Origin of the sequence: Citrobacter sp. MGH103 (assembly GCF_001034475.2) — a bacterium.
Lineage (GTDB): Bacteria > Pseudomonadota > Gammaproteobacteria > Enterobacterales > Enterobacteriaceae > Citrobacter > Citrobacter freundii.
In genome coordinates this window covers 94,546-107,516 of sequence record NZ_CP073043.1, presented here as the reverse complement: position 1 = coordinate 107,516, position 12,971 = coordinate 94,546, and the positions used below count along the sequence as shown (strand labels likewise).

The following is a 12,971-nucleotide window of genomic DNA, read 5'->3' as shown; positions in this document are numbered from 1 at the left end:
TCCTCAGGCAATAACGCCCAGTTGTTTACCAATGCGTGTGAACGCCTCAACAGCACGCGTAATCTGCTCAGGGGTATGCGCCGCAGACATCTGGGTACGGATACGCGCCTGGCCTTTTGGAACCACCGGATAGAAGAATCCGGTAACGTAAATCCCCTCTTTTTGCAGCTCGCGGGCGAACGCCTGCGCCACTACTGCATCACCCAACATCACCGGGATGATCGCGTGATCCGCACCGGCTAACGTAAAGCCTGCGGCAGACATTTGCTCGCGGAACTGACGTGCGTTCGCCCACAGGCGGTCGCGCAGGTCGCTGCCAGCCTCAACCATTTCCAGCACTTTAATGGAGGCCGCAACAATCGCTGGCGCCAGTGAGTTGGAGAACAAATAAGGACGGGAACGCTGACGCAGCCACTCAACAACTTCTTTGCGCGCTGCGGTGTAACCACCGGATGCGCCGCCGAGTGCTTTACCCAGCGTACCGGTGATGATGTCCACGCGACCCATCACGTCACAGTATTCATGAGAGCCACGACCATTTTCGCCGACAAAACCGACGGCATGGGAATCATCAACCATGACCAGCGCGTCGTATTTATCCGCCAGATCGCAAACGCCTTTCAGGTTAGCGATCACACCATCCATAGAGAACACGCCATCAGTGGCGATCAGGATATGACGAGCGCCCGCTTCACGTGCTTCTTTCAGGCGAGCTTCCAGTTCCACCATATCGTTGTTGGCGTAACGGAAACGTTTTGCTTTACACAGACGAACGCCATCAATGATAGAAGCGTGGTTCAGGGCATCGGAAATAATTGCGTCTTCTGCGCCCAGCAGCGTTTCAAACAGGCCGCCATTGGCGTCGAAGCAGGAAGAGTAAAGGATGGCATCTTCCATACCGAGGAATGCCGCCAGTTTTTGCTCCAGTTGCTTATGGCTATCCTGGGTACCGCAAATAAAGCGAACCGAAGCCATACCAAATCCGTGAGAATCCATACCCGCTTTTGCCGCTGCAATCAGCTCCGGGTGGTTGGCCAGTCCCAGATAGTTGTTCGCACAAAAGTTAATAACGTGGCTTCCGTCCGCCACGGTGATATCCGCCTGCTGGGCAGATGTAATAATGCGCTCTTCTTTAAACAATCCTTCCGCACGTGCGGTGTCGAGATCGTTGGTTAACTGTTTGTAAAAATCCCCACGCATTTCAATTCTCCAGACTGGGCAAATTTCAGCACATATTACCCAAAGCTATACGTTGATACGAGATGACGCATCATCACTTCTTCAAAATGAAGCATAAATCACGTGTACCCGCACGGCTTATCGGTGAATGGCTGAAGCCTGAGCCATGTAGTGATATGATAGAAAGTATTCGTGTCTGAGATTGTCTCTGACTCCATAATTCGAAGGTTACATTTATGATCATCGTTACCGGCGGCGCGGGCTTTATCGGCAGCAACATCGTTAAGTCCCTGAATGATAAAGGCATCACCGACATCCTGGTGGTGGACAACCTGAAAGACGGCACCAAGTTTGTTAACCTGGTGGATCTGAATATTGCTGACTACATGGACAAGGAAGACTTCCTGATCCAGATTATGGCCGGGGAAGATTTCGGCGATATCGAAGCGATTTTCCACGAAGGCGCATGCTCTTCCACCACCGAGTGGGACGGCAAGTATATGATGGATAACAACTATCAATACTCCAAAGAGCTACTGCACTACTGCCTGGAGCGTGAAATCCCGTTCCTGTACGCATCCTCTGCCGCCACCTATGGCGGTCGCACTTCTGATTTCATCGAATCCCGTGAATATGAGAAACCGCTGAACGTCTATGGCTACTCAAAATTCCTGTTCGACGAGTACGTGCGTCAGATCCTGCCAGAAGCCAACTCACAGATTGTTGGCTTCCGCTATTTCAACGTCTACGGACCGCGTGAAGGCCACAAAGGCAGCATGGCAAGCGTTGCTTTCCACCTCAATACCCAGCTTAACAATGGCGAAACACCAAAACTGTTCGAAGGCAGCGAAAACTTCAAACGTGATTTCGTTTACGTTGGCGATGTGGCTGCGGTAAACCTGTGGTTCCTGGAAAACGGGGTATCAGGCATCTTTAACCTCGGTACCGGTCGCGCAGAATCTTTCCAGGCCGTTGCTGACGCAACGCTGGCGTACCACAAAAAAGGCAGCATTGAGTACATTCCATTCCCGGAAAAACTGAAAGGCCGCTACCAGGCGTTTACTCAGGCAGACCTGACCAACCTGCGCGCCGCGGGCTATGACAAGCCATTTAAGACCGTTGCTGAAGGCGTAACGGAATATATGGCCTGGCTGAACCGCGACGCATAAGGCAGGCAATCTATGAGGATTCTGGTGGTTGGCCCGTCATGGGTGGGCGACATGATGATGTCGCAAAGTCTCTATCGCACGCTCAAGGCGCGCTTTCCCCAGGCGATAATCGACGTGATGGCACCTGCATGGTGCCGTCCGCTGTTATCGCGGATGCCGGAAGTCAATGAAGCGATCGCGATGCCGCTTGGGCATGGCGCTCTGGAAATTGGTGAACGGCGTAAGCTCGGTCATAGCCTGCGTGAGAAGCGCTATGACCGCGCTTATGTGCTGCCTAACTCGTTTAAATCCGCGCTGGTGCCCTTTTTTGCAGGTATTCCGCATCGTACCGGTTGGCGTGGTGAAATGCGCTACGGCCTGCTCAACGATGCGCGTGTGCTGGATAAAGACGCATGGCCGCTGATGGTCGAACGCTATGTGGCCCTGGCCTACGATAAAGGCGTCATGCTGTCGGCTAAAGATTTGCCGCAGCCTCTGCTGTGGCCACAGTTGCAGGTCAGCGAAGGTGAAAAGTCTCTAACCTGTAGCCAGTTCTCCCTTTCTGCCGAACGCCCCATCATCGGTTTTTGCCCAGGTGCGGAATTTGGTCCGGCGAAACGCTGGCCACACTACCATTATGCTGAACTGGCAAAACAGCTGATCGACGAAGGTCATCAGATTGTGCTGTTTGGCTCGGCAAAAGATCATGAAGCCGGAAATGAAATCCTGGCAACGTTAAGCGTTGAGCAGCAGGCCTGGTGTCGTAATCTGGCGGGCGAAACGCAGCTGGAGCAGGCCGTTATTCTGCTCGCCGCCTGCAAAGCGGTCGTCACCAACGACTCTGGATTAATGCACGTTGCCGCAGCGTTGAATCGACCTCTGGTAGCATTGTATGGCCCAAGTAGTCCGGACTTTACCCCGCCGTTGTCGCACAAAGCGCGGGTCATTCGTCTGATTACGGGCTATCACAAAGTGCGCAAGGGCGATGCGGCAGAAGGCTATCACCAGAGCCTGATTGACATCACACCCAAGCGTGTACTGGAAGAACTCAACGACCTGTTGTTACAAGAGGAAGCCTGACGGATGCGGGTTCTGATCGTTAAAACGTCGTCTATGGGCGATGTACTGCATACGTTGCCCGCATTAACCGATGCGCAGCAGGCTATTCCGGGTATTCAATTTGATTGGGTGGTGGAAGAAGGATTCGCGCAGATCCCTTCCTGGCATGCAGCCGTTGACCGGGTCATCCCAGTGGCGATTCGCCGCTGGCGTAAAGCCTGGTTTTCAGCGCCGATTAAAGCCGAGCGTAAAGCATTTCGCGATGCGGTACGTTTGCAGCAGTATGACGCGATAATTGATGCGCAGGGTCTGGTTAAAAGTGCGGCGTTGGTGACGCGTCTGGCACGTGGCGTCAAGCATGGTATGGACTGGAGTACGGCACGCGAGCCGCTGGCTAGCCTGTTTTATAATCGCAAACATCACATTGCTAAACAGCAGCATGCGGTAGAACGTACGCGTGAATTGTTCGCCAAAAGTCTGGGATATGCCAAACCGCAGTCGCAGGGTGATTACGCTATCGCTCAGCATTTTGTGAATGAATGTAATGCTGATACAGGCCAATATGCCGTATTTCTGCATGCCACAACACGTGATGATAAGCACTGGCCAGAAGCCAACTGGCGGGAGCTGATTGAGCTGTTAAATAATACGGGCATCCGTATTAAACTCCCCTGGGGCGCCCCTCATGAAGAAGAGCGCGCCAAAAGGCTGGCGGAAGGTTTTCCCTACGTTGATGTCCTGCCGCGAATGAGTCTGGAAGAGGTTGCTCACATTCTGGCGGGAGCAAAATTTGTGGTGTCGGTTGATACAGGTCTCAGCCATTTAACCGCCGCATTGGATCGCCCCAATATTACGTTGTATGGCCCAACGGATCCCGGACTGATTGGGGGATATGGGAAGAATCAATATACACAGCAGAGCCATTCCGGAAAATTGCAGGATCTGGACGCAAGCTTAGTCAACGTATCGCTAATTGATAATAATTTGCTTTAACTTTAAGAGACGAACCATGCTTCGCCAACACATGTTTTCTCGTTTTGTTTGTAGTATAAAAAATAATCCATTCGATTTTATATACGTCTTATTTTATGCTGGGATCCTGGTAACTCTTGCGATGGTGCTGGTCAATCCAGATGAAGCGCTGAAGGTATTTATTTTCTCCACGGCTCTGTCTCTGCCGCTCATAGGAAAAAATATAAAGCATGTGTGCAGTAACAAACAAAATCTGGTTTTGCCTGTTATGTTGCTGCTCTTTGGTTTACTCCAGATTATTTGGGTAGAAGTATTTAAACAATCTGGCTCAGCCTTTACCGGTGCCTATCGTTCATACCAGAACGGTGGCAAAGTGATGATTTTCACCGCGCTGGTTATGACCGCGCTGGCATCGCGAGAGCCATGTGCCAACAAAACTCGCATTACCAGTCTCTGGACGATTCTTACAGCAATAGGTTTGTATCTTTTCGCAGGCTACGAGGTCGTCGGGGCACCAGATATGATGACCTACCGTGTTGCGCTGGGCTTTGAACACCAAACCGGCACATCCTACGCTCTGACGCTAATTGCATTATTAGCGTCTCAGGCTATTATTAATCTCCGTCTAAAACACACCGTTGCACTCTATCTGTTACATTTTTTGATATCGCTGGCAGTCATCATCACAACGCAAACTCGGGCTGCTATTTTGGTATACCCGATCCTGAGTGTCGGCCTATTCCTGATGTACTATCGTCACAACCGCACCATGCTATTAAGGGCACTGCTGGGTTTTGTAATACTGGTGGGAGTTGCTGCGATTCCCTTAAAACCAATCATTGAAAGCCGCTATCAGAACTTCCTGGTCGATCTGCACTCTTATAATCAAGACAATAGTAATACCTCTATTGGTGCGCGACTGGCGATGCAACGGGCAGGGATTGAATCTGGGAAAGGTCATTACTGGGGGCAGTCACTTGAACAACGCGGAGCAGAAATTCAGCGACTTGCCGTGCAAGATACTTCCTTACAAGGGGCACTTGAGTTCATTAACGTCCACCTGCATAACGAAGTCATTGATACCTTTTCGCTAAAGGGCATCCCTGGGGTTGTTGTGCTACTCTTGCTCTATATCGCCATGTTTTTAACAGCTTACTGGCAACGTAGTCCCTTGTTGTTCGTTATCTCAGGCGCAATCGCTATCTATGGCTTGAGTGATTTATTATTGTATGCCAAAGGTGAAGCCCTGAGCAGCGTACTGGCGTTATGTGTAGCAGCAGTACTGAGCTCGAATCCAACAAGAGAACGATGCCATGGTTAACACTTCCGGTTATTTACTGAGCATTATTATACCTACATACAACAACGCTGAACTCATCACAGCGACGTTGGCGTCTATACATCAGAGCATCACTGATGATGTAGAGGTAATAATTGTTAATGATGGCTCTACAGATTTAACCGAAGAGCGTATAAATGCGTTTTACCGCGAAAAAGATTGCCATAATGTTAAATATATAAGCCAAAAAAATCAGGGCGTTGCAATCACTCGTAACGTTGGGCTTGCCCATGCGACAGGGAAATATATTGGCTTTGTAGACAGTGATGATATTGTCTGCGCAGATTATTTCACTATTCTTCTCCCTAAGTTGAGAGATGAAAAATATGACATTCTCGAATTTAATTTAACCCGAGATATAAAAAATCTGTATCAGAATTCATCTGGTATAGAAAACGACATTAGTCAGCACGAAATTATATTATCAGATGATAATTATACTCCTCTTCTGCCAATATTTCGGGCAGGGCAATGGCATCTCATGACAAAAATCTTCCGTCGTAACGTTATTGGCAACGATCGATTCGAAGAACATCGTCGGTATGAAGACATGATTTTCTGCCCTTTCCAATACTTTAAATGCCATAAAATATTAAAGATTGAAAACAAATTGTATTTTTACCGGAAAAATGAAAAGAGCATTACCGAGAACATTATTGATAGTGATGCGGAAAGTATCTTTTTTGCTATGCGAAAAATGTATAACTATATAAATAAAAATAGCGCAAAACGTACTGTTGCCACACTTATGATCATCAACTGTTTTCTGGAAGGACGTAAACTATTACGCAAGAAAAAAGGTTATTATCGCTACAGCGAAAGTATGCTGAATGACATTCAGAATGCACTAGCATGCTGCGATACGAAAATCGTCAAGAAAAAAATAATTCTTAAGATGAAATATCCCCATATTGATCGTTCTATTTCTGAAATAAGATATAAAACAATATCTGCTTTTAAGAACTTATTTTTTCGAAAGGGATTTTAACATGTTTGAAAAAATTGACCGAGTTCTTATTTGCAAGCTCAAGTTTTATGGGGATGTTCTGCTAACAACACCAGTCATTGCCAGCATTCGGGCTCGTTATCCACATGCTAAGATCGATCTGCTCCTCTATAAAGATACCAAAGCAATCTTAGCCGCCCATAAAGATATTAATAATTTTTATCTGATTGAGAAAAAACAGGGCCTGCTGTCAACAGTGAAAAATTACCTTTCAGTGCGTAAACAACTGAAGAAAAACCACTATGACCTGATTGTTAACCTCACTGAACAATGGCCAATTGGTGCGCTTATCGCCTCTTTACGCCGTCCTTCAATTGCCTTCCAGCGCGAAAAAGATCAGTGGAACCGGCTTTTTACGCGAGTAACACCCTCCATTGGGACGCATATTGTTGAACAAAACCTATCGATTCTAAAAGGCATTGGCTTTAGCGAAACAGAACTGAAGAAAGAGATGTCGCTGAGTTATCGTCAGGACGATTATCAACATCTGGTATCCCTGTTACCCACGTTGCCTACGCAGAAATATGTCGTTATTCAACCCACAGCCAGACAAGAGTTTAAATGCTGGGATGATGAGAAGTTCGCGCATGTTATAGATCACCTGCATCAGCGTGGTTTGCATGTTTATCTTACCTGTGGGCCAGCAACAAGTGAGCAGCAGCAGGTTCAGCGCATTGCTGATCTGTGCCAATCTTCCCCTGACCTGACGCTGGCAGGTAAAACGACCTTCCTGCAACTGGCTGCGTTGATCGACCATGCTGTTTTGTACATTGGTGTCGATTCTGCACCGATGCATATGGCAGCAGCGCTAAAGACACCGCAAGTTTGCCTGTTTGGCGCCACCAATTATCAACAGTGGAAGCCATGGTCGGATAAAGCCGTTTTGATTTGGGCTGGCGATTATCATCCGATGCCTTCTCGGGATGAACTCGACCGGTCAAAAAAATATCTGACATGGATACCGGAACAGGCCGTGATTGACGCTATCGATACGGTACTTCATGATAGTGGCTTTAATAAAGGTAATGAGAAAGCATAAATGGACAACAAAAATAACGTCATTAATATTGCTTACTGCACGGATGCCAATTATCTGGAATATGTAGCAGTGTCCATTATGTCTGTCATAATGAACAACCCGGAACAGGATCTGTCATTTTTTGTCTTTGTCTATGACGTTACTGACGAAGAAATCAATAAACTGCGTTCAACCAGTGATAAAATTCAGGTTATCAATATCGATAAAGAAGAGATTGAAAAGTATAATAATGACTTTGCAATCAAACACTTGAACCGTTCGACCTATATGCGTCTGGCCGTACCGCGCTTACTAAAAGATACCGTTGAGCGTTTTATCTACTTAGATGCCGATACCCTGTGTTTTGATAAGCTAAATGACATTAACAGCATTGATATCAGCAACGTCATTTGTGCTGTCAGTCACGACTCTCTCGATATTCACGATACAAAAAATGCCAAGCGTCTGGGCCTTAGTACTGGTCATTATTTCAATGCTGGTTTTTTGTATATTAACATTGAAAACTGGATCAAGTTTGATATTGAAAACAAAGCAAACACCGTGTTATTTGAACAAGGTAAATCCTTGCCTTACTTTGACCAAGATGCACTCAATATCGCAATAGATGGTAACGTTAAGTTTATTGATAACCGATGGAATTTTTTGTTCAACTGGTTTACCGATCAACAAAAAGAGATATTCTTCTACCAAAAAGATATTCTGCCAAGAATTATCCACTTCACTGGTGGAAGGAAGCCCTGGTATAAAGAACATACTGGGCTTTCACAGCAACTTTATCTCTTCTACCATCATTTCACGCCATGGCGAAATACTGCATTGCGCTCCTATGCTCCACGCATGAGACCTACTGATTATCGGGTCTATTCACGCCAGGAAGCTAAAAAAGGGAATTATTGCGCCTCGATCAAATGGTATTTGAAATACCTTAAGACTAAATTACGTTAATAAAAAACTCCCTTACGGGAGTTTTTTTACTTACTTTTTTAATTTTTCCCGCAAATAACCAATATAGCTTATTATCGAGGCGAAATATTTCCCTTGTAATCTTTCATGCCTTGATTTCTTTTTATATTGTTTTGGCGTTCTGGCGAGTAACAATGGAACATCCGCCCAAGGCGAAGCCTTCCAGGCGTCAACAAAAAACTGTGCTGAAGGATAATTTGCCCATGAATTCCAGGGTTTAGTCACGCCTATATAATGGATAAGGATGGTATCATCTGTTATATATTCTTTATAACTTGAGGTATCCTTACTTTTGAGTTCTTGTTTAATGCCGTAAATTGCATCATAAATTCTTGGTAAAAAAATTGTCTTACCAAAAAACATTATATTTAAGACATCCTGATCCAGAAAAGCGAATTTTCTTGTCTTATCCAGGAGGATCGAAAATGCTTCCGTGAAGAACTTTTGTTTTTTCCATTCTTTTAAATTTGCAAATATAACACCGGCATTGAAATATTGTTCGTTAAATTCCGGAGTATTAAGTCGCTGCGCGGCATACACCCGACTATCTTCAACATCCTGAATAACCGCTGCAACATGATGTTCCAGATTGATTTGTGTTAACTCAATAAGTGATCCTTTACATACAACATCAGCGTCTATATAGAGAAGATTATCGATCTTTTCGCTAAGATACTCAAACGCGATAAATCTGAAGTAGGTCGCGTGTGACCATGCATTCCCACACGGAAGGATCTTTAATCCTTCGGCATCCATCACATATACAGTTATATTGGTAGAAAACTGCTTAGCTAGTTTTTCTAATCTTTTGCGGTAATCTGAGTCAAGATAATCAGTAAAAAGATGAAAATGTATGCTGATATCTTTGTTATGTAGTAAAACGGACGACATCGAAACTGCCGCCCCAAACATAAAGTTTTGATCAACCCCCCAAGCAATATTGAGCTGTGGGGTTTGAGTTTCTGGAGCCCCAAAAACCTCAATGGTGTCTTTAATAGACTGATGACAATCAAAATTCATGTACTACACCTTTTTATAAGCTATCTGAAAATTATCTGCACATCTAAATACTAATGAGACCGTGCACTATGTAGTTTGTTTTTTATATACATCACATGACTAAGTATCGAACGAATATATTTACGCTGCACTCTTTCATGTCGTGATTTACGTTTATACAGTTTTGCTGTGTTTGCATTTAACAAGGATTTTTCCGCCCATGCGGATTTTTTATAGGCATCAATGAAGAATTTAGCCACCGGATATTTAGCCCATGTATGCCATGGCTTAGTAACACCGACATAATGTATTAATACAGTATCATCTGTAATATAATCCTTGTAAATTTTATCATTTTTATTTTTCAGTTCCTGATCAACACCATAAATGCAGTTAAAATCTCGTCTCAGGAAAATGACATTACCGACAAACAATATATTCAGAACATCCTGGTCAAAATACAGAAGTTCCTTTTGGCGTTTATCTAAGATAGAAAATGCCTTTGTCAATAACTGCTGCTCACGCCAAACTTGAAGATTCGCAAATACCACTCCGGAGTTAAAGTACCCATTACTCAGTTCAGGAATACCGAGTCTGTTACCGGATTTAGTACGTACTTCATCAACATCATTGATAACAGCAGCATATTCCCCACAGAAGTTAATCTCGGTAAGTTCTCGTAGAGAACCTTTGCAAATAACATCTGCATCAAGATACAGTACGGAGCTTAACTCTGTGCTTAAATATTCAAATGCGAAATAACGATAGTACATTGCATAAGTCCATGCTTTTGTACTCGGCAGTTCACGAAATGCAGCGTTATCGAACACAAGGACAGTGACTGTCGTACTGTACATCTGCGTCAGGCGTTTTACGCATTCCAGATAATCATCATCTATATAGTCTGTTGCTATATAAAAGTGGATATCAATATCAGGATTATTCACTAATACTGAGGTCATAGAAATGCCAGAACCAAACAAAAAATTACGATCGACACCATACGCAACACTTAATTTTTTACTCTTGTCATGCGAGGAGCTGTCGATAACATGTTTTTGAATGATTAGCTTCTGGAAATCAATGTTCATAATAAAATGGCCTCAAACTTCATGTGTTATTTATAGCGCTTTTCTAATTGTTCTTTGTCTTATTTTTTGCGCTTTTGTGACAGTCTGTTCAAACAACCTGACTTCCTGACGAAAGATTTCACGTAGTGGCTTCGAAAAATAGACACGTAAAAAACGGTAGATATCTCTGGACGTCAACCCGATCTCAAGTGAAGAGAAATAGAGTCCAATCAGATCCTTATCCCGCCAGCGGCGTGGTACATGCTGGCGTATTTGTGCACGATGCAAATCAATTACGGAAAGTTTGATATTCGCAACGTCTTCCGGCATCGGCTGCTGGAGCAGGAAATGGCATATATAGCAATCCCGGTGATTTACCCCGCCCCGATGCATTTTACCCACCATTTCTGCCACCCGGGTAATAATTGTCCGTTTTAATACATAATCAGGGGGCTCAACTTTCCACCTTGCACAAAAATCTTCAAGGCTGATAGCAGGAGAGAGATCTTCAGTGATGATAAATGAGGTGCGCTCTAACGGATTCAGTCCTTTCTGCCCAAATGCCACGCCGGTCATGGTGTCAACACTCAGTTCCTGTAAGCGATGAATTGCCAGCCACTCACGGTCTGCGCCAAGTACAGGCATACGTAAAGAAATAAGGTTCTTCACCACTTCTTTAAGCGTGGTTCCATGATGATATTTAAGAAAATAACCCTTACCCATCATCTCAAAACGTAGGGTACGTCGTGTTTCCAGGGCGCGAAAAACCTCACCGTCCAGCTTAGCGACTTCAGTAAACGGGTCTTTTCCTTGCCACTGCGTGGCAAATGGTTCTTTTAATTCAATCATTCTTAGGACCTAAAATGATATCTGCAGCTTTATCTGCCAGGCTGTAGAGATCTTTTGTATCAGCAAAATGCCGTGCGTTCCCGGCCCAACGACTTCTCTGCTCATTATTTTGCAGCGCATCGAAAAGTGCTGTATTCAGATTTTCCTGCTCAAAAGGTTCAGGGATCACTACCCCGCACTGGGCGGCATCAATATAACCTGCATAGCCGCAAACTTCGGTAGTTAATACCGGCAGTCCGGCAACTACAGCTTCTAGCAAGACAATACCGGCGGCTTCCTGTACAGCTGGATGAAGTAATAAATCAGCAGCAGACATCAATTCTGCGACATCGTCCCGCCCCGAGAAGAACTGCACTTGTTCTTCAACCCCCAATTGACGAGCCTGAGCGCGATAGCGATTGGCCTTATCCTGACCAACAACCATCAATCGTATCCGGTGGCGAATGACATCAGGCAAAGAAGCCAACGCCTGTAATGTTCTTGGCACGCCTTTGCGTTTGAAATCGGAACCTACCTGTAAGAGCAAGATCTGATCGAGACCAATACCATTTTTTTCTCTAACAAGCAGCCGGCTGTTTTCAGGTTGCTGGCTGTACTTTCTGTCAGGGTAGATTCCTGGAGGCAGAATACAAAAGCGCTGGCTCTCAGTTTGGTAATGATGTTTGAAGTCACCAATTTGTTTATCAGTTAACATCAAAAGCGTAGTGCCGACACCCTGCTGAAATACGGCTTTTTCAAATGCAGAGTAGTGTCGGTACCTGCGCGTCAATTTGTAGAAAAAGCCTTTCTCGCGGGCAACCTTCTCCGCATAGCAAACGTCCGCAGCGTAATACACATCCAGGCCAGGCATTTTATTAAAACCAACGACACGATCGACGGGATGTTGAGTTAAATAATTCTGAACCCACTGATAATATTGCTCGTTTTTCCCATGATTCGTTCTGGATGTAACGGGGACGAGTATAATCTCCAGCCCTTCCGGACGCTCGCCCTGCCATGACTGGGTAAATACCTGAACATGATGGCCACGAGAAGCAACCGTCAGCGCTACTCGCAAGAAATCACGCTGTAACCCACCATAGGGAAAATACTTGTACAAACAAAAAGCAATATTCATGCATTAATATCCGCATCGCGTCGCCAGGCATATCAGGTTTGAAGCATCAGAATCGTGTAATCCTTGCCTAAAGCATCCAAAGATGACTTTCTGTGCTTTCGAAACGTTTCTGCCCGCTAGCTACCTGAAATTGCGCAGTAGTATATCATTTATTACCAAGCATTCCGAAATGAATGTTTTTTAAACAAAAAACAAAATAAACCATTAAAAACATACAGATAAATAAGACAC

The 12,971-nt window shown here is 45.0% G+C and carries 12 protein-coding genes; 7 read left to right on the top strand and 5 right to left on the bottom strand.

Going from position 1 to position 12,971, the window contains the following annotated elements; all coding sequences use genetic code 11:
- Positions 1 to 3: 3 nt before the first annotated feature.
- A complete protein-coding gene (gene kbl, locus SK33_RS00530; protein WP_003024131.1) occupies positions 4 to 1,200 on the bottom strand; it encodes a glycine C-acetyltransferase in 1,197 nt (398 codons plus the stop codon).
- 215 nt (positions 1,201 to 1,415) lie between these two features.
- Between kbl and rfaD the strand changes: the two genes are divergently transcribed.
- The 7 genes from rfaD to SK33_RS00495 are packed head-to-tail and all read left to right on the top strand — an operon-like array spanning position 1,416 to position 8,687.
- Complete coding sequence (gene rfaD, locus SK33_RS00525) at positions 1,416 to 2,348, top strand: ADP-glyceromanno-heptose 6-epimerase (RefSeq protein WP_003827312.1); 933 nt, start codon at positions 1,416 to 1,418, stop codon at positions 2,346 to 2,348.
- 12 nt (positions 2,349 to 2,360) lie between these two features.
- Entirely contained in the window at positions 2,361 to 3,407 is a 1,047-nt protein-coding gene (rfaF, locus tag SK33_RS00520) for an ADP-heptose--LPS heptosyltransferase RfaF (protein WP_048218830.1), read from the top strand.
- Between the two features lie 3 nt (positions 3,408 to 3,410).
- Positions 3,411 to 4,379, top strand: coding sequence for a lipopolysaccharide heptosyltransferase RfaC (gene rfaC, locus SK33_RS00515; RefSeq protein ID WP_048218831.1), 969 nt, complete (start codon positions 3,411 to 3,413; stop codon positions 4,377 to 4,379).
- Positions 4,380 to 4,395: 16 nt separating this feature from the next.
- A complete protein-coding gene (locus SK33_RS00510; RefSeq protein ID WP_178317504.1) occupies positions 4,396 to 5,679 on the top strand; it encodes an O-antigen ligase family protein in 1,284 nt (427 codons plus the stop codon).
- Positions 5,672 to 6,685 (top strand): glycosyltransferase family 2 protein, encoded by a 1,014-nt coding sequence (locus SK33_RS00505; RefSeq protein ID WP_048218833.1) that lies wholly within the window; start codon positions 5,672 to 5,674, stop codon positions 6,683 to 6,685. Before SK33_RS00510 ends, SK33_RS00505 begins: the two co-directional genes overlap by 8 nt.
- Position 6,686: 1 nt before the next feature.
- On the top strand, positions 6,687 to 7,742 hold the full coding sequence (gene rfaQ, locus SK33_RS00500) for a lipopolysaccharide core heptosyltransferase RfaQ (RefSeq protein WP_032950525.1): 1,056 nt from the start codon (positions 6,687 to 6,689) through the stop codon (positions 7,740 to 7,742).
- Positions 7,743 to 8,687 carry a glycosyltransferase family 8 protein gene (locus tag SK33_RS00495; RefSeq protein WP_003837619.1) on the top strand — a complete coding sequence of 315 codons (945 nt, stop codon included), beginning with the start codon at positions 7,743 to 7,745 and terminating at the stop codon, positions 8,685 to 8,687.
- A gap of 30 nt (positions 8,688 to 8,717) precedes the next feature.
- Here the strand turns inward: SK33_RS00495 and SK33_RS00490 are convergent, their stop codons facing one another.
- Genes SK33_RS00490 through SK33_RS00475 form a run of 4 tightly spaced genes read right to left on the bottom strand, consistent with a single transcriptional unit; the run spans position 8,718 to position 12,740 of the window.
- Positions 8,718 to 9,725 carry a glycosyltransferase family 8 protein gene (locus tag SK33_RS00490; protein ID WP_048218834.1) on the bottom strand — a complete coding sequence of 336 codons (1,008 nt, stop codon included), beginning with the start codon at positions 9,723 to 9,725 and terminating at the stop codon, positions 8,718 to 8,720.
- Positions 9,726 to 9,775: 50 nt separating this feature from the next.
- Positions 9,776 to 10,795 carry a glycosyltransferase family 8 protein gene (locus tag SK33_RS00485; RefSeq protein ID WP_048218835.1) on the bottom strand — a complete coding sequence of 340 codons (1,020 nt, stop codon included), beginning with the start codon at positions 10,793 to 10,795 and terminating at the stop codon, positions 9,776 to 9,778.
- Between the two features lie 30 nt (positions 10,796 to 10,825).
- Positions 10,826 to 11,623 (bottom strand): lipopolysaccharide core heptose(I) kinase RfaP, encoded by a 798-nt coding sequence (rfaP, locus tag SK33_RS00480; protein WP_048218836.1) that lies wholly within the window; start codon positions 11,621 to 11,623, stop codon positions 10,826 to 10,828.
- On the bottom strand, positions 11,616 to 12,740 hold the full coding sequence (locus SK33_RS00475; RefSeq protein WP_048218837.1) for a glycosyltransferase family 4 protein: 1,125 nt from the start codon (positions 12,738 to 12,740) through the stop codon (positions 11,616 to 11,618). Before SK33_RS00475 ends, rfaP begins: the two co-directional genes overlap by 8 nt.
- Between the last annotated feature and the right edge of the window lie 231 nt (positions 12,741 to 12,971).